This is a genomic window from Rhizobium sp. SVR5-2C, assembly GCF_056755115.1.
This window is the reverse complement of record NZ_JBNDHT010000025.1, coordinates 16,577-38,372: the sequence shown is the minus strand read 5'-3', so window position 1 is coordinate 38,372 and position 21,796 is coordinate 16,577. Positions and strand designations below refer to the sequence as shown.

The following is a 21,796-nucleotide window of genomic DNA, read 5'->3' as shown; positions in this document are numbered from 1 at the left end:
CGAGGGTTTCAAAGGCGATCAGGGATCTATGATCAATTCTTGGTGAAGATGTAATCGGTTTCCTGCCGCAGGACTTCGCCTGGGCGCAGCACCGCATTCGGAAAGCCTTGATGATTTATGGCGTCCGGCCAGACCTGGGTTTCCAGGCAGAAGCCCGCGAACGGCCCGTATTTGTGGCCGTCGAGGCCCGGAACGGCAACATTGAGCTTGAAGCCGGCATAGAACTGCACGCCAGGCTCTGTTGTCCGCACCTCCAGCGAGACGCCCGAATTGACGCTGCGCGCCAGCGCGACGGAACGCTTGGCAGCGCGCTCTTTCGAGAGGCAGAAGTTGTGATCATAGAGCGCCTGCTCACCGCCTTCGAACCGCTTCATCGGCGCCATTTCGCGGAAGTCGAAGGCAGTGCCGAAGACGGGGCGTAGCTCACCGGTCGGAATCTGCTTGTCATCGGTCGGGAGATAGTGATCGGCAGCGATCATGATGTCGTGTCCGAGCGCATCATCGCGGCCATCGAGATTGAAGTAAGCGTGCTGGCAGACATTAGCGAGTGTCGGCTGATCGGTGGTCGATTCGTAGACGATCGAGAATTCGCCGTTTCCGTGCACCCGGTAGGTCACCTGGACCGTGCAGTTGCCAGGATAGCCAGCACGGCCGTCCGGATCGACGATCTTCAAGACGACGCGATCGACATCGTGCTCGACGATCGTCCAGTTGCGCTTGGCGATGTTGTCGCTGCCGCCGTGCAGATGCGAGACACCCTTTTCATTGAGTTCCAGCTGATAGGCCTTGCCGTCCAGCGTGAACTTGCCGCCGCCGATCCGGTTGGCGCAGCGGCCGGGCGTGGCGCCGAAATAGGAAGAATAGGCCGGATAGTCGGCGAAATTATCGAACCCCAGAAGCAGCGGGGCGTCGTGACCTTCGAGGCGCAGGTCTTGAATGACAGCGCCCCAGGTCATGATCTTGGCGGTCAGGCCACCGCCCTTGATCTCGACGCGGTAGACAGTTTCGCCGTCCTTCGTCGTTCCGAAAACTTCCCGTTCGAGCTTTTCAGCCATGGTCTGCCATCCGCAAATCTGTTGGGTTCAGGCCCGCGAACCTGCATCCATTTGCTGCGGCTCGCAACCACGAAATGCAAAAAGCGACGCCGTCCCGCGACCTGGCACTGGCCGCCGTTCAGATTTTGGTCCCTATTTCGTCGAGGTTATAGGACGTCGTCTGGTAGATCTCGTTGATCCAGTTGCCGAAGAGCAGGTGGGCGTGGCTGCGCCACCGGTTCTGCGGCGGGAGCGACGGATCGTTATGCGGAAAATAATTGTGCGGCATCTTGATAGGCACGCCCGCATTCACATCGCGGAAGTACTCGTCCGAAAGCGACGTCGAATCGTATTCTACATGATTGAACATATAGAGCCGCTTGCCTCTTTCCTCATGTGCGAGACAGACGCCCATCTCGTCTGATTCCATCAGGATTTCGAGGCTTTCCGATTTATCGATGTCCGCGCGCCGCACTTCGGTCCAGCGCGACACCGGAACTTCGAAATTATCCGAGAAGCCGTTGAGATAGACGGACGAGGATTTCAGGTTCTTGTGGCGATAGATGCCGAAGGCCTTTTCCTTCAGCTCGTATTTCGGAACCTTGTGGAAGTGATAGATCGCCGCCATCGCCCCCCAGCAGACGTTCATCGTCGAATGGACGTGCGTCTCCGTCCAGTCGAAGATCCGCTGCATCTCCTTCCAGTAGGTCACGTCCTCGTAAGGGAGGGTCTCGATCGGCGCGCCGGTGATGATGAAGCCGTCGAACTTGCGGTGCCTGACCTCTTCCCACGTCTCATAGAAGGCAAGCAGGTGGTCTTCCGAGGTGTTTTTGGCCTTGTGATTTCCGATGCGGACCAGCGACAGCTCCACCTGCAGCGGCGTAGCGCCGACCAGCCGCGCGATCTGCACCTCGGTCTTGATCTTGTTCGGCATGAGGTTGAGAAGTCCGATCTGCAGAGGGCGGATATCCTGACGGATTGCCGCCGTTTCCGTCATCACCCGGACCCCCTCATGAACGAGGGTTTCAAAAGCGGGCAGCGTATCGGGGATCTTGATGGGCATTGCGGTTACTCGATCAAAACAATGTGTACCGGCAAATAAAAAACCGGCGGCGACAAGAATCGCTACCGGTCCGCACGCGGCCCTTTAGCGACTTATTTAACGTGGCTGCAAGCCGGCCGGCCAAATCACCACGAGGTCTCTTAGATAGCGCTAGCAGACACACGAATCAATCCGAATTCGCAAGCTGTACTTTGAGCTAGGGTCACTCACGCATTAATGGCTGGTAAAATCTGTTGCTGGACAGCACGCGTCACCATGTTAATCAGGGACTGTGGTACGCATAGGAAGTCACAATGACAGAGGTCAAAGGCAGACCGAGCATTCAAGCGCAGGATAGAGTAGGTTACGATTTAAGCCTCGGATACCGGCTGAAACTGATGTTCTCGGCATTCTGGGATTCCAATGTACGCGGGAAAATTCTGATTCTCGCGTTGATTCTGGTCGGTGTGATCCTGGCGACCGCCTACGGTCAGGTCGTCTTGAACCGCTGGAATGCGCCGTTCTACGATTCCTTGCAGCGCCGCGACGTCGGCGAGTTCTTTCATCAGCTTCAGGTCTTCGCGCTAATTGCCGGTTCGTTGCTGCTGCTGAACGTCGGCCAGGCATGGCTCAACCAGATGACCGCGCTTTATATGCGCGAAGGGCTGACCCGTGACCTCGTGGATCAGTGGCTGAAGCGCAAGCGTGCGCTGCGCCTCGCGTCATCGGGCCTGATCGGCGTGAATCCGGACCAGAGGCTGCATGAAGACGCCCGCAATCTCGCTGAGAGCACTACCGGCCTGACGCTCGGCCTTCTCCAGTCGACAATCCTGCTTGTCAGCTTCATCGGTGTCCTCTGGGAGCTTTCCAGCGGCTTCGTCTTCCATTTCCGCACCTACACCTTTGCAATCCCGGGCTACATGGTCTGGGCTGCGGTCTTCTATGCCGCATCCGCCTCCATCCTCAGCCAGATCGTCGGCCGGAAACTGGTGAAACTGAACGCCGACCGCTTCTCGAAGGAGGCGGAGCTCCGCTTCTCGCTGATGCATGCGAACGAGAATCTGCCGGCGATTACCGTCGCCCGCGGCGAGGAAAACGAACGGCAACGGATCAATACGGACATCACTACGGTCCTTGCCATCCTGAAGCGGCTGACGATGGCGACCACCAACCTGACCTGGGTTTCGGCCGGTTACGGCTGGCTGGTCATCGTCATACCGATCATCGTCGCGGCTCCGGCCTATTTCTCGGGCAGCCTGACCTTCGGCGAGCTGATGATGTCGGTTGGCGCCTTCAACCAGGTGAACACGGCACTGCGCTGGTATGTCGCCAATTTCGGCCCAATTGCCGAATGGCGTGCCACGCTGATGCGCGTGACTGATTTCCGCTATGCCCTGCAGGGAATGGACGAGCCGCTCAATCCGAAGAATGTCATTGCCTACCAGGATAACGCCGATACGCTGACCCTCAAGAACGTCAGGATCGCCGCCAAGCTCGGAGAGGAAATCGATTACTGCGGCGGCTTTGCCGTCCGCGAGAAGGATGTCACGATCAAGGCTGGCGAGAAGGTCATGATCAACGGCGATCACAACGTGAACCGCAAACTGCTGTTCCAGGCACTCGCCGGAGTCTGGCCCTGCGGCAACGGCAAGATAGGGCTGCCGCCCGCCAAGGACATCCTGTTCGTTCCGGAAGTGGCCTATATACCGGGCGGCACGCTGCGTGAAGCCCTGTCCTTCCCTGAACCGGCAACGGCCTACGAGGACGATGCCGTCAAGGCAGCACTCGAAAAAGCCGGTCTCCACCACCTCATAGGACGGCTCGACACGCGGGCCCGGTGGGACAAGACCCTGGAGGCAGACGAGCAGAAGGCAATCGGCTTCGCCCGTCTGCTCCTGGCCCGCCCGCGCTGGGTGGTTTTCGACGAAGTGCTCGAAGGCCTGGAGCCGGAATGGCAGTCGACGCTGACGAACCTGCTGGCCGACCTGCCCGATATGACGATCATTTATATCGGCCGGTCGGAAATCTACATGGAAGTCTTGCAGCCGCGCGTCCTGCATCTGGAGGCGCTCACTGCGAAGACGGAAGTTTTGGCTCCGCCAAAGGCGGGCGCCGGCAGGCCGGCCAAGCCTGCTCGGGTGCTCTAGGCTAGAAGCTTACATTGGCGTAATGCCGCTCAGCCCGACGGACACCTGGCCAGCGGAAACACTGCCGTCGGATGCCTTCTCCGCGCTAACGATAACGCCCGCACCCGGCTTGAGGTCATCCTTGGTCGCTGGCGCTAGGGTGACGATCTGCGTTCCGTCGGGAATGGAGATCGTCTTCTCCTTGCCTTGCCAGGCTAGGGTGATGGTGTGGCCGTTAACGGCCTTTACCGCGTTGCTGACGGTTGCATTGGTCATGTCGCTATTCGGTTTCGCGTCCCAGGGGCGGTCGCCTTCCCCGGTGCCCTTCATCGAAGCCGGAAAGATCAGCACCTGGACTGCATCGTTCGGACCATTGCTCTTCGGCATGGAGCCGACGCCGACGAAGTCGCCTGGTTTGATGTCATCGACCGACGCAGGCTTGATGCCGCTGACTTTCCAGCCGGCTTTCATCGCAATCTTCTGTTCGCCGCCCTCGCGCGTCTTGACCATCAGCGTATCGCCGCTGAGGCTTTCGATCGAGCCACGAATGCGGACACGCTGCGTGTCTGCGGCCTGACTATATTGAGCTGCACAAAGGGTGATTGCACCGGCGGTTGCCACTGCGAAAATTCCGGAATAGAGCCTTCTAGACATATAACTTTTCCTCGTCGCCATGATCGGCATATCCCCGGCTGCCGCGGCGAACTCTAGGCCTGCTGCCGGCTACCGGCGAATCAAGGAAATGTGAGAGCTTAGCCTTCGAGCTCTTCCCTGAGCATCTCGAGCTCAAGCCATTCCTCTTCCATCTTCGTCAGGCTGTCGCGCAGCTTTTCCATTTCGGCTGCGAGCTTGTTGAAGGTGGCTGGATCCTTGGTGAAGAGGTTCGGATCCGCCATCTTCTCTTCACGCTTGGCAATCTCGGCTTCGGCCTTGGTCATCTCCTTCGGCAGGTTGTCGAGCGCGAACTTCTGCTTGAAGGAAAGCTTCCCCTTGGCCTTCGGCGCTTCGGCAGCCTGCGTCGCCTCGGCCTTCGGCTTCTCTGCGGCTTTCTCCGCCTTGCGCCGCTCCTCCATGGCGCCCTTGCGCTGCGCCAGCATGTCGGAATAGCCGCCCGCATATTCGATCCACCGGCCATCGGGCGCATCGGGAACGGCGGGCGCAATGGTCGAGGTCACTGTCCGGTCGAGAAAATCGCGGTCGTGGCTGACAAGGATGACGGTCCCGGGAAAACCAGCAACGATTTCCTGCAGCAGGTCCAGCGTCTCGATGTCGAGATCGTTGGTCGGCTCGTCAAGGATCAAGAGATTGGTCGGCCGCGAAAGGATGCGGGCCAGCATCAGCCGCGCACGCTCACCGCCGGACAGGTTCTTGATCGGCGTGCGTGCCTGCTCCGGCTGGAAGAGGAACTCCTTCATATAGCCGGTCACATGACGCTGCTCGCCGTTCACCAGCAGGTTCTCGCCGCGTCCGTCGGTCAGATAGTTCGCAAGCGTATCCTCCGGATTGAGGTCCTCGCGCTTCTGGTCGAGCGTTGCGATTTCAAGATTGGTTCCGAGCTTCACGGTTCCGCTATCCGGCGAGAGCTGACCGGTCAGCATCTTGAGCAGCGTTGTCTTGCCCGCGCCATTCGGCCCGACGAGACCGATGCAATCGCCACGATGAACGCGGATCGAGAACGGCGCGACGATCAGCCGATCGCCGAATGTCTTGGTGATCTTTTCCGCCTCGATGACGAGCTTGCCGGATTCCTGCGCGTCGGAAGCGGTGGCCTGGACCGTGCCCTGCGGTCCTTTGTGGCCGCGATACTGCGACCGCATGGTCTGCAGTTCGCCGAGGCGGCGCATATTGCGTTTGCGCCGGGCGGTCACACCGTAGCGCAGCCAGTGCTCCTCGCGCTCGATCGCCTTGCCGAGCTTATGCTGTTCCAGTTCTTCAGCCTCGAGCACCTGATCACGCCAGGCTTCGAAATGCCCAAAGCCCCTGTCGAGGCGCCGCGACGTGCCGCGGTCGAGCCAGACGGTTGCCGTTGAAACCTTTTCGAGGAAGCGGCGGTCGTGCGAGATCAATACGAGCGCGCTGCGGCTCTTCTGAAGCTCTCCTTCCAGCCACTCTATGGTCGGAAGGTCGAGATGGTTCGTCGGCTCGTCAAGCAGAAGGATATCCGGTTCTGGCGCCAGCACGCGGGCCAGCGCTGCACGGCGGGCTTCACCGCCGGACAGGCTATTCGGCTCCTCTTCGCCGGTGAGGCCGAGATGCGAGAGAAGATAGGCCACACGATAGGGGTCGTCCCCCGGTCCAAGACCGGCTTCCGCATAAGCCTGCACCGTCGTGAACCCGGCGAAGTCAGGGGCCTGCTCCAGGTAGCGCACGGTCGAGGAAGGATGACGGAAAACCTCGCCCGATTGCGCTTCGGCAATTCCTGCAGCGATCTTCAGAAGGGTCGATTTGCCCGACCCGTTGCGCCCAACCAGGCAGATCTTGTCGCCGGGCTCGACCTGCAGGTTCGCGCCCGCAAGGAGGGGCGTTCCGCCGAAGCTCAGGAAGATGTTGTCGAGTTTCAGGATAGGGGGGGCCAAAAATCAGACTCCGGAAAGATCATAAGGACGAGCTAGGACGATCGCCCGGCCGCTGCCGAGCGTGAAACGAACCTTTCCCTCCGCGACGTTGGAGATGGTGCGCGAGGAGCCGAAGGGCAGATGGAAATCCGCGAGCGGATAGCGCGCGCTCTCGATGTGGAGACCCCGAAGCTCGCTGAAGCCGGATACCGAAAAAAGACTGCTCTTCGGCAGGTCGATCTCCATCGAGCCGGGAAGAAGCGGAACGGCCTCCTCCTTTCCGGAGGTGAGCAGAACGTCGAAGCCCTGTTCGGCAAGGCTGACGGCATAGAGCAGATGCTGCAGCGCGTGATCCGAACGCTCGCCGCTGAGCGCCCCGGCAAGGACCAGCCGTCTGGCACCGCGCGCGATCGCCTCGGAAACCGCGATCTCGCCGTCCGTGGCAGCCTTGGCCGTCGGGTAGGGTTGCCTCGGAACATCCGGAAAAGCGCCTGCAAGATCGGCCGGCGTGGAGTCGAAATCTCCCACCCAAAGCTCAGGCACCACACCAAGCGCTGCCGCATGTCGCATGCCGCCATCGGCCGCGATAAAGCGGCTGCCGAGGACGGCGCCGCGCAGACGTTCGGTCAGGATGAGTTCACCGCCGAGCAGGATCGTGAAGATGGATTGGCTCATGGGCATTGCCCATAGCGCAAAGCGGGGGTCAAGGGAAAGGGGCAGTGATCAGCCGGGCGTGTCCTTGTCGCGCGACAGGAAGACCTCCTCATAGCCGTCGATGAAACGCTCGAAGAGCGCCGCAAAGTCTTCGACATCTTTCGTCGGCCAGTCGGCGACAATCTCCGAAATGAACGACAATTTCTGTGCCCGGATCTCCGAAAGGAGCCGCTGTCCGAGCGGGGTCAAGACGACGATGATGCGCCGCGCGTCTGCCTGGGACGCTTTGCGGCGAAGCACGTTGCGGCTGACCATATCTGCGACGATGCGGCTGGCACGCGACGGATCGATGCGCAGCATCTCGGCGATGGTACCAACCGTGACTTCGCCGGTCGTCTGGGTCCGGCGGAGCGCGTCGAGGACATCGAGGTGCGAGAGTTCGAGACCGGGCGCCACACTCTCTATCGCTAATCTTCCGATCAGCCGGCGGCCGGTCATCAGGCGCAGGCGAGTCATGCTGCGGCCTATGCGCGGCACGCCGATGGCATCCGGCGAATCCTGGTCGAGTTCGGCAGGTCTGGTCATGGTTTCATTCATTCGCAAATCATAACAGAGCTTGTGGCAGATGAGAATATGCAAATGTCACTCATCTGTCATTGACATTTATATGCTAATAGCACATAAATTTGCTAATCAAAGCCAGAAAGTTTCCTCATGAATATGCAATTAGCGCCCGCACCGCTCGTGACCGATCACCGGCGGCGGCTCATCCTCTTCTTCTTTTTAATGATCTCCATGTTCATGGCGATGCTCGACAATCAGATCGTATCCACGGCGTTGCCGACGATCGTCGGCGAGTTCGGCCATCTCGAACGCTTCGGCTGGATCGGCTCGGCCTATTTGCTGTCGCTCAGCGCCGTCATGCCTGTTTACGGCAAGCTCGGCGATCTCTTCGGCCGAAAATATGTGATGATGGCGGCGATTGCCTTGTTCACCTTCGGCTCCGCCGTGTGCGGTTTGGCCGTCTCCATGAATACCCTGATCGCGGCGCGCGTTCTGCAGGGGCTCGGCGGTGGCGGCATCATGGTTTCGATCTTCGCCGTCAACGCCGATCTCTTCGAACCGCGCGAACGGGCCCGCTACCAAAGCTATTCCAGCCTCACCCTGATGGCCTCCAGCGCCATCGGACCGGTGCTTGGCGGCATGATGAGCGAGCTTTTCGGCTGGCGTTCGATCTTTCTGGTCAACGTGCCGATCGGGTTTGTGGTCCTCGTGGGCCTTGCGCTCATGCTGCCCTACCGCAAGCCGCAGCGTCGCCCGAAAATTGACTATGCCGGCGCCATCCTCTTGGCGCTGACGACCACCAGCATCGTGATGACGGCCGATGGCAGCGAGCTTTTCGGCTCCCTCATTTCGCCGCTAAGCCTCGCCATTGTTGGGTTCGGCATCGTCTGTGCCATTGCCTGGATCTTCGTCGAGCGCCGCGCACCGGAGCCGATCGTTCCCTTGACCCTTTTTCGCAATCCCGTCTTCAGCCTGCTCTTGGTGATCTCCGTTATGAGCGGCGGCATAGCAATCGGCATGGTGAACTACTTTGCCCTCTTTCTGCAGACGACGACCGGCCTCTCGCCCTCGCAAGCCGGGCTGCTCTTCGTTCTTCTGACGACTGGGCTGGTCTGCGGCTCGCTCTCCGCCGGGCGCATCATCTCGATAACCGGGCGCTACAAGCCCTTCGCGATTGCGAGCTTCAGCTGCAGCGCGATTGCCTTTGCTCTGATCTCGCAGGTCCATGCGGGAACACCGATTGCCTTGATCGGCGCGATCCTGGCGCTGCATGGCATCGGCATCGGTCTTGCTCAGCAGGTGCCGGTCATCGGGGTGCAGAATGCCGCGCCGCCGCGTGACGTTGGCGCGGCGACTGGCTCGGTGACACTGTCGCGCATGGGGGGCGCGTCGATCGCAATTTCGATCTACGGTGCAATCATCGCTTCGCAACTCTCCAATGCCGGGCAATCCATTCCAGGGGTTGCCAATATCACGGAGCTGACGCCGAAGATGCTGGCAGCCCTCCCCGAAGCAAGCCGCCAAGCCGTCGCCGATGCCTATGCCGCCGCTTTCTCGCCGCTCTTCATGACCTCTTGTGCCATCGCCCTTATCGGCCTTTTGGCAGCGGTCATGCTAAAGCCGGTTCAGCTCCCGCGCGCGGAGAGCAAAGCGGCAAATTCGACAGCGGCCGCGGAAGCCGCCGAATAGTTGCAAGGGCGCCCTTCGCCCTTGTCATAAAGCCTTCATGGCGATACATCTGCCGACGCTCTAACGGGGTGCAGGATGTCCGCAAGGACACCCGGCTGAGAGGCTTACAGCCAACCCGCGGAACCTGATCCGGTTAACACCGGCGGAGGGATTAGACGCGTGACATTCGGCAACGCCCTTTTCCCGCTCAAACGAAACCAAGGAGGAGGCGCGCCATGTCCGGCCGCACATCGATCATCGCTTCGCTGACCGCAGCATTCTTCGCCGCGACACTCGGCTTGACGGCCGCTCACGCTGCGGAAAAGACGCTCACCATCTATACCTATGAAAGTTTCACGTCCGAATGGGGACCGGGCCCGAAGGTCAAGGAAGCTTTCGAGAAAACATGCGGGTGCACGATCAATTTCGTCAGCGTCGCCGATGGCGTCGCATTGCTTTCGCGTTTGAAGCTGGAAGGCGCCTCAACCAAAGCCGACGTCGTGCTCGGCATCGACACCAACCTCATCACCGAAGCCAAGGAGACCGGCCTCTTCGACGCAAGCGGTATCGATGCAAGTGCGCTGAAGGTGCTTGGTGGCTTCAAGGACGATGTCTTCGTTCCCTACGACTACGGCCACTTCGCCATCGTCTACGACACCCAGGCGATCAAGAACCCGCCGCAGAGCATGAAGGATCTGGTCGAGGGCGATCCTTCGCAAAAGCTCGTCATCGAGGATCCGCGAACCTCCACGCCGGGCCTCGGCCTGCTGCTCTGGGTTAAGGCCGTCTATGGCGACAAGGCGCCGGAAGCCTGGGCTAAGCTGAAGAACCGCATCCTGACGGTGACGCCTGGCTGGTCGGAGGCTTACGGCTTGTTCACCAAGGGCGAAGCTCCGATGGTTCTCTCCTACACCACGTCTCCGGCCTATCACATGGTCGCCGAAAATACCGATCGCTATCAGGCCGCTGCGTTTTCGGAAGGTCATTACATCCAGATCGAAGTCGCAGGCCTGCTGAAGAACGCGCCGCACAAGGATCTCGCCCGCGACTTCCTGAAATTCATGGTGACGCCCGGCTTCCAGGATACGATCCCGACGAACAACTGGATGATGCCGGTTTCCGCCACCTCCGCGCCGTTGCCGGATGCCTTCGATAAACTCGTCAAGCCCTCCAAGACCTTTCTGATGAGCCCTGACGAGGTTGCCCGGAACCGCAAGGTCTGGATCGACGAGTGGCTTACGGCCATGAGCATGAACTGATGCTGCAGACCGCGGCCGAGCGACAACGTGCATTGACCGGCGGGGCGGTCGGCCTCGCCGCCATCGGGTTGTTCGTCGGCCTCGCAGCGTTCTCGTTGCTTCTTGCCGGTGGCGGATCAGCCGTCGCCGGCATTCTTCTCGACCCGTATATCCTCCGGGTGCTGCGCTTTACAGTGCTGCAGGCACTGCTTTCAACCGCGCTTTCCATCATCCTTGCGATCCCGGTCGCACGCGCGCTCGCCCGCCAGCCGCATTTTGCCGGCCGCATCTGGATCATTCGTCTGATGGCGGTCCCAATGGGGCTGCCCGTGCTGATCGGCGCGCTGGGACTGATTGGCATATGGGGCAGGCAGGGGCTGCTGAATGCGCTGCTGATGCAGCTTGGACTTGCCGAACCCGTGAGCATCTATGGGTTGACCGGCATTCTCCTCGCTCACGTCTTCTTCAATCTGCCGCTTGCCTGCCGGCTGATGCTCGCCGGTCTCGAGCGAGTACCATCGGAATACTGGCTGATGGCAAGCAGTCTCGGCATGCGCCCGCCTTCAATCTTCCGCTTCATCGAATGGCCGGCGATCCGCCCACTCATCGCCGGGATCGCCGGGCTGATCTTCATGCTGTGTGCCACCAGCTTTACGTTGGTCCTGACCCTCGGTGGCGGGCCGGCCGCGACGACGATCGAGGTTGCGATCTATCAGTCGCTGCGCTTCGATTTCGATCCTGGCCGCGCAATCGCTCTGTCACTCCTGCAGATCGCGCTGACCGCGATGATCCTCGGCGCAATGTCCTTTGTTCCGCCCGCCGCGGATGAAGGCTTGACCACAGGGAAGGACATCAAGCGGCTGGATGGCGGGAGCGCAAGAGTGACCGACGCCCTGATTTTATTGATTGCCGTGCTCTTTCTCGGCCTTCCGCTCGTCTCTGTCATCACGGCGGGGCTGCGCGCCGATCTCTTGAAGCTGCTGAGGGAACAGATCTTCTGGCGGTCAGCGGGAATGAGCTTCGCGATTTCGCTTTCGGCGGCTTTGCTCTCCATCATCCTATCGATGGCCATCATTCGCGCCCGGCATGCCATCGCCTCGGCGCGGCGCCGCGGCGTTGCCAGCAAGTCCTTTTTCACAGCCATGGGCAGCGCCTCGGCGATGATCCTGCTGGTGCCGCCGGTTGTGCTCGCGACCGGATGGTTCATGGCACTTCGACCCTTCGGCGATGCGTCGCGTTTCGCGCCGCTGATCGTCGTTCTCATCAACATGCTGATGGCACTGCCCTTTGTCATGCGAGTGCTGGAGCCGGCCTATGTCGTGCACCAGCGCCGGACGCAGAAACTGGTGGCAAGCCTGGGCATTACTGGCACCGCGCGATGGAAACTTATCGATTGGCCGGGGTTGAGGAAGCCTCTGCTGACTGCGCTGTCATTCGCCATGGCGCTCTCGCTCGGCGATCTTGGCGCCGTTGCGCTCTTTGGCTCCGAAGGCTTCGTCACATTGCCTTGGCTCGTCTATAGCCGCATGGGTAGCTACCGGACGAACGACGCCGACGGTCTTGCATTGATCCTCGGCATGATCTGCCTGCTGCTGACCGTCGCCGGAACCGCGGGGCAGTCAAAACAAGGGAGCGAGAATGGTGGCCGCTGACCAAGCCGGGATCGCAATGCAGAACGTCCGGCTGAAGCTCGGCGCGCACGTTTTTCAATTCGACTGCCACCTCCCGGCAGGCCGGATCATTGCCGTGAGCGGCCCGTCCGGCTCCGGAAAGACGACTTTTCTCAATCTGCTCGCAGGTTTCGAAAAGCCCGATAGCGGCCGCGTGCTGATGCATGGCAGAGACGTAACAGCAGCCCATCCCGCCGAACGCCCGGTCTCAGTCGTCTTCCAGGACAACAATCTCTTCGCGCATCTCGATATCCTGACCAATGTCGGGCTCGGTATCGATCCTGCACTGAGGCTTAGGGTCGAAGACCGGAGAACCATCTCCCAAGCGCTGGAAAAGGTTGGCCTCGCCGGTTTCGAAAGGCGCTTGCCCGCAACGCTTTCAGGCGGCGAGCGGCAGCGGGCCGCATTTGCGCGGGCACTTGTGCGCAAGCGGGCCGTCCTCTTGCTGGACGAACCTTTTGCGGCCCTTGACCCTGGCCTGCGTACCGGCATGGCGGACCTGCTGATCGACCTGCACAAGGAAACTGGCAACACGGTCGTTATCGTTTCGCACGATCCTAATGAGGTGCGCCGCATTGCCGATTACGGTGTTTCCATAGATAAGGGAACGATCGCTCTTGCTGCACCGCTTGCGGATTATCTCCCGCACGAAGACGTCCCGCGCTAAGGTAAATTCGGCAGGGTTGACGAATCTCGCCTCAGTGATGGCACTTTCGCCACAATTTCATCGGAGCGAGAGAAACTCCTTAACTACGTTGCGGTTGCGAGTTAGCATAGGCGCTATAATTACGCAGAGTCTCGCTATGCAACCGATACGAAAATCAGTTACAGCAGTGGCTCGGGTATTCCCGTTGCGCAGTGCGAGACCCGGGATGGAAGCCTGTTGAACCCCGTTGGAATCGGTCGGATCGGACACGCAGCAAACCGGCCGAAAGGCAAGATGACTCGGAGAGCTAGACTGGACAGCATGACGACGTGGAAACGCCCTGCGCCCTCCAGTAACGTGTTTTCCGCTACCCCCAGGTGGAGCCGCCGTGCGTTCCTCTTGTCCGCGGCTGCGGTAGCGCTCAGTAGCTGCCAGTCCATCCTAGAGCAAACATATCAGCCAACTGTCTCGCCCTCTGCCAATCCGCAGATCGTCGACGAAGTACAAAAGAACGATCCGCGCGCAGCCATGGGCGCGCGCGAGCACCCGCGTATCGTTGCGAGCTATGGCGGTGAGTACAAGGATGCGAAGACCGAACGCCTTGTCGCCCGCATCGCCGGCGCGCTGACGGCGGTATCGGAAAACCCCAGCCAGTCCTACCGGATCACAATATTGAATTCGCCGGCGATCAACGCCTTCGCTCTGCCGGGCGGCTATCTTTACGTGACCCGTGGTCTGCTGGCACTCGCCAACGATGCTTCGGAAGTCGCGGCTGTGCTCTCGCATGAGATGGGCCACGTTACCGCCAATCACGGCATCGAGCGCCAGAAGCGCGAGGAGGCGGAAGTCATTGCCAGCCGCGTGGTTGCCGAGGTGCTGTCAAGCGACGTTGCCGGCAAGCAGGCCCTGGCCCGCGGAAAGCTGCGTCTCGCGGCCTTCTCCCGGCAGCAGGAACTGCAGGCCGACGTGATCGGCGTCCGCATGCTGGGTGAGGCAGGTTATGATCCTTACGCCGCCGCTCGTTTCCTCGATTCCATGGGGGCCTATAGCCGCTTTATGTCCGCCGATCCTGAGGCGGACCAGAGCCTGGACTTCCTTTCGAGCCACCCGAATTCGGCGCAGCGCATCGAGCTCGCACGCGAGCACGCCCGAGCCTTCGGCCAGGAAGGCACCGTCGGCGACACGGGCCACGGTTATTACCTTGATGGTATCGACGGTCTTCTGTACGGCGACAGCCCGGAGGAAGGCTATGTACGCGGCCAGACCTTCCTGCATGGCGGCCTCGGCATTCGCTTCGACGTGCCGCCGGATTTCACCATCGACAACAAAGTCGAAGCCGTCATGGCGACCGGTCCGGGCGATGTGGCGATCCGCTTCGATGGTGTGGCGGACAGCGGTAACCAGAGCCTGACCAATTACATATCAAGCGGTTGGGTTACCGGCCTCGATCCCTCTACGATCCGGCCGATCACGCTCAATGGGATGGAAGCGGCAACGGCACGCGCCAGCGCGGATCGATGGGATTTCGACGTCACGGTGATACGCAACAATTCTCAAATCTTCCGCTTCCTCACGGCCGTTCCGAAGGGCAATGCTACGCTGGAGCAGACGGCAGATGTGTTGCGCGCCAGCTTCCGCCGCATGACGCCGCAGGAAGCCGCAACGTTGAAGCCTCTCAGGGTCCGCGTCGTCACCGTTCGGCCCGGTGAGAACATCACGACGCTGGCAGCCCGGATGATGGGCACGGATCGCAAGCTCGACCTCTTCAAGCTGATCAATGCCCTGCCGACCGGCGCATCGGTGTCGCCCGGCGACCGCGTGAAAATCATTTCCGAATAAAAGAACCCGGCTCTTTAGCCGGGTGAAGTGGTGCTGCTGGAAGTAAAGAGACTTTCAAGCGTGCGCCGCCATATGCGGATCCGCGCTGACAAGAGCGGTGCGCAATTTTTCCATGGCGCGACTCTCGATCTGGCGAACCCGTTCCTTCGAGATACCGAGATCGGCGCCGAGCTCCTCGAGCGTTGCGCCTTCCTCTGCTAGACGGCGTGCCGCAATGATCTTCATCTCACGTTCGTTCAGGTGCTTCAGCGCCGACGTCAGCCAGACACGGCGGCGTTCGCCGTCGATCATATTGGACACCTGTTCGTCCGGCAGGGGATCTTCGCTCACCAGGAAGTCCATCTTTTCGGCGCTGTCGGCATCGCCTGAAACGGACGGCGCCTGCAGCGAGGCATCATTGCCGGAAAGACGAGCATCCATCGTTTGCACGTCGGCGAGGCTGACTCCGAGGGCTGCGGCTATTTCCTGATGGATGGATTGGAGCGTCAGGTGCGAGTCGCCTCTGGCGAGCTTGGCGCGAAGACGGCGCAGATTGAAGAAGAGGGCCTTTTGGGCCGAACTCGTGCCGCCGCGGACAATGGACCAGTTGCGCAGAATATAATCCTGGATCGAGGCGCGGATCCACCAGCTTGCGTAAGTGGAAAAACGCACCTCGCGCTCCGGCTCGAAGCGAGCCGCCGCCTCCAGAAGGCCGACATAGCCTTCCTGAACGAGATCGCTCATCGGCAAACCGAAGTTGCGAAACTTACCCGCCATCGAGATGACGAGGCGCATATGAGCCATCGCGATCTGGTTGCGGGCCCCACGATCTTCGTTGTCCTTCCAACGGAGAGCGAGATCATGTTCTTCTTCGCGAGCAAGATACGGAGCCGCCATGGCGATTTTAATCATGCGCCGGTCTGCAGACATGTTCTTCATATCGGTCTCCTAAAAATCAGGCCTCGTGCCCTGGAAAGAAAACAAACGAGATTTGTTTAGAGAGCCTCACACCAATCCGGCGTCCCAATGCGTAAAGGCCCCGCTCCTGGATTTTTCAGGAGGGAGCCCTATCTCTTCATCATGTGCCGGTAAGGCGGTAAGGCTGGACCTGTTTCTTCAAGTTGCCGGCCTGGCAAATCGTGGAAAGCATGATCCGCTCCTCATCGAACGTTTACAGGATTGCGAACATTCGGCGAGGGCCGAATGCAGTCCGCACTGACGTCCAAGAAACGCGGCAAGCCAGAAAAAGTTCCACAAAAAAACCCGGCTGAAAGCCGGGCTTTTTCTTGAAACAATGCGACGGTATTTAAGCCGCTTCGTCCTGCGACTCGTCCTCGTCGATGGCCTTGCCGCGCTTCGGCCCCTTGTTGAGGTTCGTCTCGACGATCCGCACGGCCTCCGTTTCCGACATCTTGTTCACAGCGGCAATTTCGCGCGCCATGCGATCAAGCGCAGCTTCGTAGAGCTGGCGCTCGGAATAGGACTGCTCCGGCTGATTTTCGGCGCGATAAAGATCGCGAACCACTTCAGCGATGGAAATCAGGTCGCCGGAATTGATCTTGGCATCGTATTCCTGGGCGCGGCGGGACCACATGGTACGCTTTACGCGCGCCTTTCCCTGCACCACCTTCAGAGCGCGCTCCACGAAATCGGTTTCCGAAAGCTTGCGCATGCCAATGCTCATGGCCTTGGCAACCGGGACTTTCAGGCGCATCTTGTCCTTCTCGAAATCGATAACGAAAAGTTCCAGCTTCATGCCGGCGACTTCTTGCTCTTCGATAGCGGTAATGGTACCGACGCCATGAGCGGGGTACACGATCGATTCACCGGTCTTGAAGCCATGGCGTGCTGCTGAAGGTTTTTTCTGCTGGATCGTCATTCTAATCAAAAACTCCCTATTACGCGTCCGGCGGCGGCCGGAGCCGGGTCAGTCAGGCCCGGATGAGACGGATCAGTTCCGTCGGGTGACTTCACTCTGGTCCCACCAGACCGAAGCAAAAGAAGCTCTTGCGCGCGATCAAGGATCGAACAGCCCAAGGCATTGATATGTTACGGGGAACCGCGTACGGATTTCTTTTGCTTTCGTGATGGTTTTGGGCACACTCGTGCCTCAAATGGATCAGTGTGCGAAACCTATCACAAAAATATGACGAAATCAATAATTTGCTTAAGATGGGCCATGCACGCAGCACATGGCACGCATTTAAGCAGAGCATAATTCAAACGTTTAAGCTGCCTGTGAACCCGATTTCACGGGCAGGCAATCATCAGTCGCCCGAACCCGGCTTCTCGGAGAAATACTGCTCGAACTTGCCGGTTTGGCCGTCCATCTCCTTGGCTTCCGGCAGCGGTTCTTTCTTGACGGTGATGTTGGGCCAGATGCTCGCATATTCTGCGTTGATCCTCAGCCACTTATCCAGCCCCGGCTCGGTGTCGGGCTTGATCGCCTCAGCGGGACATTCCGGCTCACAGACGCCGCAATCGATGCATTCGTCAGGATGAATGACGAGGAAATTCTCTCCTTCATAGAAGCAGTCGACGGGGCAGACTTCCACACAGTCGGTATATTTGCAGCGAACGCAATTGTCGGTCACGACATAGGTCATGGAGAACTCCAGGAATTTCATGTAGCGGGGCGGGCAACCTGGAACGTCGCACCATTCCCCTAAGCCGGAGGGCAGCGTGGGCAGGCTTGGGAGCAAGTCGCACTCCCCGGCAAGTTGCCTGTGACGTACCGGCTTTACCGCCGGATTTCAAGAATAAACGATCTCCTTGCCCCGGCTTGAGAGACAGAGTTTTCTAATCGTCGTCCGACACCAGCCTGTCGATTGCGCGCCGTTCCTTTTTTGTCGGCCGCCCAGCGCCCGTCGCACGGATGGCCTGCTCGTAAGGCGTGAGACGTTTTGCCTCATCCGGCGGCGGCGTCAGATCCTCGTAGAGCAGTTTTGCCTCCTCGAAAGGCCCGCGCCGTTCGCCCGACGCCTTCACGATCAGAACAACGTCCCGGCGCTCAAGCGCAAGGTCGATACGGTCGCCCGCCTTCACGGTCTGGCTGGGGAGCTGTACGCGCTCGCCGTTGAGGCGAACGTGGCCTGATTGGATGTGGCTTTGCGCCAGGGACCGCGACTTCACCATGCGCGTGAAGAACAGCCACTTGTCGATGCGCTGCCGCGAACCGCTTTCTGGCTGCGTCTCCTTGCGCATAGGCTATTTCTTCATCTGCTCCTTCAAGGCAGCGAGCTTTGCGAAAGGAGAATCCGGATCGATTGGCTTTTCCTTCCGCGGTGGCTTCGCCTCGAAGCGCAGCGGCTGCGAGCCGCCGCGATTGTTGTTGCGTTCATTGCGATCCTTGCGGTCGCCACGATCCTGACGGTCGCCCCGCTGCTCGTTGCGATCGCCACGGCCCTGATGCGGCTTTCCGCCGTCGCGACCGCGGTCCTGACGTTTTCCATCGCGGCCTTCGCGACGGTTGCCTTCGGCGCCTTCCCCACCATTGCCACCATGCCGCCGGTTGCCCTGCTGCTGACGTTCGCCGCCGCGGCGTTCACCTTGACCGCGTGCCTGGCGGTGGTTGTCGTTGCGGCCGCCGAGCCGCCACAGAAGAACCGGCTTCGATTCGACAGCCTCACCGACTTCCGATGTCTCCGCCGCAGATCCTTCGGCAGTCTCGGCTTCCGTTGCAGGCTTGGCTTCGGTATCCGGCACCTCGGAGGCTGCTTCTTCGGTTGTGCTGTCAGCGTCGTCGTGATCTGCCTTCTCGGCGGCGTCCTCGGTGGAGGCTTCCGCCGCCGGAGCGACAGACGCGTCCTGAGCAGCCAGATGAGTCGCCGCTTCTCCGGCCGTCACGGCATCGGCGCGATAACCGAGGCCCTTGAGGATCTCTTCCATGTCCTCCAGCGTCGCACCGAGAATCGAAAGCATCGCTGTCGTTGTCGTGAAGCGGCGGCCATCGTAGGCGCCTTCCGGCCGGTTTGCCTGGCCAGGCTTCCACTGCAGCAACGGACGGATGATGTCCGCGAGCCGCTCGAGAATATCGATGCGGACGGCGCGCTTGCCGAGAAAACGGAAGCCGGCGAGCTTGTAGAAGGCCCGCTCGAAGCTCGGATCGGTCACGACGGACGTGCGGCCGGCAGCAAGCACCGGAATGAGATCGCCATAACCCGGCTTTTCCAGGCCGTCGTTTTTCAAGGCCCAAAGCAGGGTGATAAGTTCGGCCGGAGCCGGCTTGAGAAGTGCCGGAACGAAAATGTGGTACGCGCCGAAGCGAACACCATAACGGCGCATGGAAGCGCGCGCGTCCTGATCCAGCGACTTCACTTCTTCCGTCACGTCGCGGCGGAAGAGCACGCCGAGATTTTCGACGAGTTGAAAAGCAAGTCCCTTAGCAAGGCCCTGCAGGTCCTCAGCGCGCGAAAGATCATCGAGCGACTTCAGAACCGTGCTGATATGGTGATTGACGAAGCGTTCGATGCGCGCGGCAACGTGATCGCGCGCGTTCCCCGTGAGCTGTTCGTCGGCGAGCAGGATAACGCGGGGGCGCATGATGTGGTCGCTGCCGGCAAGGCGGGCGATCGGATCGCCGAGCCAGCGGACGAGACCGTCAGAACTTATCGCCAGATCGCTGTTTCCGGCAGCATGGAGGCGTGCGGCACGAGCCTCGAATTCCAGGGCAAGCGCCTTTTGCGAAGCAGCCTGGATTGCCTTTGCATCCGGTCCGTCCGCACCCGAAATGGGAGTAAACCGAAAACCGGACAACTGTCCCACATGATGTCCTTCAACAAAGACATCGCCATTCACACTGATTTCAGCTTCCAGCATCGCATTCTCTCTCAGGCGCTTCATGAGCACAGATGTCCTGCGATCAACAAAGCGTTTCGTCAACCTCTCATGTAACGCATCGGACAATCGATCTTCGATTTCCCGCGTCTTTTCCTGCCAGTGTGTCGGATCGGCAAGCCAGCCGGGTCGATTCGACACATAGGTCCAGGTTCTTATCTGCGCGATTCGTGCCGAAAGCGTGTCAATTTCGCCGTCCGTACGATCCGCGCGATGCACCTGCTCTGCGAGAAACCCCTCGTTCACCGTGCCATGGCGCACGAGATCGGAAAAGAGGGTCGAGATCAGATCGGCATGCTGTGCCGGCGTGATACGCCTATAGTCCGGCAGCGCGCAAGCTTCCCATAACTTCTCCACGCGCTGCGGACTGGTAGCCAAGTCAATAACTTCCGGATAGCGAGCCAGTTGCTCCAGCGCTTGCTGGTCGACGGCGGGCAAAGCACGCGTCAAGCCTTGCTCGCGCGGCGGAGTTTCCAGACTTGCCCGCAACGAGCGTATCGAGGAGAAATCGAGTTCCTTCGTCCGCCACTGCAAAACTTTGACATTGTCGAATTCGTGCGCCTCCATCCGCTGCACCAATTCTTCGTCGAAAGGCTGCACTTGGCCCGTCACCCCGAAGGTGCCATCACGCATATGACGGCCGGCGCGCCCGGCAACTTGTCCGAGTTCGGCGGGATTGAGATTGCGGAACTGATAGCCGTCGAATTTGCGGTCCTGCGCAAAAGCGACGTGATCGACATCCAGGTTGAGGCCCATCCCGATCGCATCGGTCGCCACGAGGTATTCGACATCGCCTGCCTGGTAGAGTGCGACCTGGGCATTTCGGGTGCGTGGGCTCAGCGCGCCGAGAACAACGGCGGCCCCTCCACGCTGGCGCCGAATCAATTCCGCAATGGCGTAGACCTCATCTGCCGAGAAGGCGACGATAGCCGTCCGCTGGGGAAGACGGGTGATCTTCTTTTGACCGGCATAGAGGAGTTGCGACAGTCTTGGACGCTCGACAACGGTAATACCCGGCAGGAGCTGCTGGAGAATGGGACGCATCGTACCAGCGCCGAGTAGCAGCGTTTCGTCGCGGCCGCGCAGATGCAGAATACGGTCGGTGAAGATATGGCCGCGTTCGAGATCGCCGGCGAGCTGGACCTCGTCGATGGCGACAAAGGCTGCCTTTGTCTCGCGCGGCATGGCCTCCACTGTACACACGGAAAAGCGCGCATTCGGCGGAGAGATTTTCTCCTCGCCAGTGACGAGCGCGACGTTCTGCGCGCCGACTTTTTCGACCACACGCGTATAGACCTCACGCGCCAGCAGACGCAGCGGCAGCCCGATCACGCCGGTACCGCTCGCAACCATGCGCTCGATAGCATAGTGGGTCTTGCCTGTATTGGTCGGCCCGAGCACCGCGGTCACGCCGCGCCCGCTCAGTATCATGGGCTGCGATGTCAGTTTCATTGTCCATGCAAGTGAGGCGGGGAGCCTCAGGGTCAAGGGCGCTTTGTTTCCAAAGCAGACAACACATGGACAGGTGCCTCTTCAAACGCAAGAGGCGAGCTGCAAACTCGATTCAAAAAATGGCGCTAAGTCGCTGTTTTCAGATTCGGAACAGCCTGAGAACGAATCAGCGACGAATCGGTGACTCTCCGTGATTCAGCTTTTGTTCACGGCTAAGTATTGGTTTTGAATCGGTTTTTCCTACTAGATGCTGAATCAGGCCACACGCCGCGTCCTAGTTTCGGAAGCCGGATTCGCACCGATAGGCACTCCGTCGTACCGCACCCGCATTAACCATTGATCAAATGCAGAACGAATCGCCTACGAATCACCGACACCCGGAGTTTCCGGATTTGTTCACCGCAACATGTTGTATTTGAATATAATTTTAACCATAAAGCTCGAATGGAAAGCTGACCATGCGCCGCTGTTTGAGCGGCTTTGTTAAGATTTG

At 59.9% G+C, this 21,796-nt stretch carries 17 protein-coding genes and 2 riboswitches; of the genes, 6 read left to right on the top strand and 11 right to left on the bottom strand.

Features of this window, described 5'->3' with window-relative positions; genetic code table 11:
* Positions 1-32: 32 nt before the first annotated feature.
* Positions 33-1,055, bottom strand: a complete 1,023-nt coding sequence (locus ACPYOI_RS09895; RefSeq protein ID WP_481422835.1) for an aldose epimerase family protein — start codon at positions 1,053-1,055, stop codon at positions 33-35.
* Positions 1,056-1,173: 118 nt separating this feature from the next.
* Positions 1,174-2,097, bottom strand: coding sequence for a homoserine O-acetyltransferase MetA (metA, locus tag ACPYOI_RS09890; protein ID WP_168831759.1), 924 nt, complete (start codon positions 2,095-2,097; stop codon positions 1,174-1,176).
* A gap of 64 nt (positions 2,098-2,161) precedes the next feature.
* Positions 2,162-2,239, bottom strand: a riboswitch (SAM riboswitch).
* Positions 2,240-2,390: 151 nt separating this feature from the next.
* On the opposite strand from metA, the gene ACPYOI_RS09885 reads away from it, so the two are divergent.
* The gene (locus tag ACPYOI_RS09885) at positions 2,391-4,223 is read left to right on the top strand and encodes an ABC transporter ATP-binding protein/permease (protein ID WP_481419075.1); all 1,833 of its coding nucleotides are present in this window, start codon (positions 2,391-2,393) and stop codon (positions 4,221-4,223) included.
* Between the two features lie 9 nt (positions 4,224-4,232).
* Here ACPYOI_RS09885 and ACPYOI_RS09880 read toward each other — a convergent pair whose 3' ends face one another.
* The 4 genes from ACPYOI_RS09880 to ACPYOI_RS09865 all read right to left on the bottom strand — a co-directional run bounded on the left by ACPYOI_RS09880 (position 4,233) and on the right by ACPYOI_RS09865 (position 8,008).
* On the bottom strand, positions 4,233-4,856 hold the full coding sequence (locus ACPYOI_RS09880) for a hypothetical protein (protein ID WP_481419076.1): 624 nt from the start codon (positions 4,854-4,856) through the stop codon (positions 4,233-4,235).
* Positions 4,857-4,954: 98 nt separating this feature from the next.
* Positions 4,955-6,778, bottom strand: coding sequence for an ABC-F family ATP-binding cassette domain-containing protein (locus ACPYOI_RS09875; RefSeq protein ID WP_481419077.1), 1,824 nt, complete (start codon positions 6,776-6,778; stop codon positions 4,955-4,957).
* 3 nt (positions 6,779-6,781) lie between these two features.
* Positions 6,782-7,438, bottom strand: a complete 657-nt coding sequence (locus ACPYOI_RS09870; protein WP_481419078.1) for a thiamine diphosphokinase — start codon at positions 7,436-7,438, stop codon at positions 6,782-6,784.
* A gap of 42 nt (positions 7,439-7,480) precedes the next feature.
* Positions 7,481-8,008 (bottom strand): MarR family winged helix-turn-helix transcriptional regulator, encoded by a 528-nt coding sequence (locus ACPYOI_RS09865; RefSeq protein WP_481419079.1) that lies wholly within the window; start codon positions 8,006-8,008, stop codon positions 7,481-7,483.
* 117 nt (positions 8,009-8,125) lie between these two features.
* Between ACPYOI_RS09865 and ACPYOI_RS09860 the strand changes: the two genes are divergently transcribed.
* From ACPYOI_RS09860 to ACPYOI_RS09840, 5 genes are all read left to right on the top strand, one after another.
* Entirely contained in the window at positions 8,126-9,664 is a 1,539-nt protein-coding gene (locus ACPYOI_RS09860) for an MDR family MFS transporter (protein ID WP_481422834.1), read from the top strand.
* A 54-nt stretch (positions 9,665-9,718) separates the two neighbouring features.
* Positions 9,719-9,832, top strand: a riboswitch (TPP riboswitch).
* Positions 9,833-9,879: 47 nt separating this feature from the next.
* The gene (gene thiB / locus ACPYOI_RS09855) at positions 9,880-10,902 is read left to right on the top strand and encodes a thiamine ABC transporter substrate binding subunit (RefSeq protein ID WP_481419081.1); all 1,023 of its coding nucleotides are present in this window, start codon (positions 9,880-9,882) and stop codon (positions 10,900-10,902) included.
* Complete coding sequence (thiP, locus tag ACPYOI_RS09850) at positions 10,902-12,533, top strand: thiamine/thiamine pyrophosphate ABC transporter permease ThiP (protein ID WP_481419092.1); 1,632 nt, start codon at positions 10,902-10,904, stop codon at positions 12,531-12,533. Before thiB ends, thiP begins: the two co-directional genes overlap by 1 nt.
* A complete protein-coding gene (locus ACPYOI_RS09845; RefSeq protein WP_481419082.1) occupies positions 12,520-13,218 on the top strand; it encodes a thiamine ABC transporter ATP-binding protein in 699 nt (232 codons plus the stop codon). Before thiP ends, ACPYOI_RS09845 begins: the two co-directional genes overlap by 14 nt.
* Positions 13,219-13,491: 273 nt before the next feature.
* Complete coding sequence (locus ACPYOI_RS09840) at positions 13,492-15,036, top strand: M48 family metalloprotease (protein ID WP_168831766.1); 1,545 nt, start codon at positions 13,492-13,494, stop codon at positions 15,034-15,036.
* Positions 15,037-15,090: 54 nt separating this feature from the next.
* Here the strand turns inward: ACPYOI_RS09840 and ACPYOI_RS09835 are convergent, their stop codons facing one another.
* From ACPYOI_RS09835 to ACPYOI_RS09815, 5 genes are all read right to left on the bottom strand, one after another.
* Entirely contained in the window at positions 15,091-15,954 is an 864-nt protein-coding gene (locus tag ACPYOI_RS09835; protein WP_168831767.1) for an RNA polymerase factor sigma-32, read from the bottom strand.
* 367 nt (positions 15,955-16,321) lie between these two features.
* On the bottom strand, positions 16,322-16,894 hold the full coding sequence (locus tag ACPYOI_RS09830; RefSeq protein WP_168831768.1) for a CarD family transcriptional regulator: 573 nt from the start codon (positions 16,892-16,894) through the stop codon (positions 16,322-16,324).
* 388 nt (positions 16,895-17,282) lie between these two features.
* The gene (fdxA, locus tag ACPYOI_RS09825) at positions 17,283-17,621 is read right to left on the bottom strand and encodes a ferredoxin FdxA (RefSeq protein ID WP_168831769.1); all 339 of its coding nucleotides are present in this window, start codon (positions 17,619-17,621) and stop codon (positions 17,283-17,285) included.
* Positions 17,622-17,814: 193 nt separating this feature from the next.
* A complete protein-coding gene (locus ACPYOI_RS09820; protein WP_481419083.1) occupies positions 17,815-18,219 on the bottom strand; it encodes an RNA-binding S4 domain-containing protein in 405 nt (134 codons plus the stop codon).
* 3 nt (positions 18,220-18,222) lie between these two features.
* The gene (locus tag ACPYOI_RS09815) at positions 18,223-21,303 is read right to left on the bottom strand and encodes a helicase-related protein (protein WP_481419084.1); all 3,081 of its coding nucleotides are present in this window, start codon (positions 21,301-21,303) and stop codon (positions 18,223-18,225) included.
* Positions 21,304-21,796: the final 493 nt, after the last annotated feature.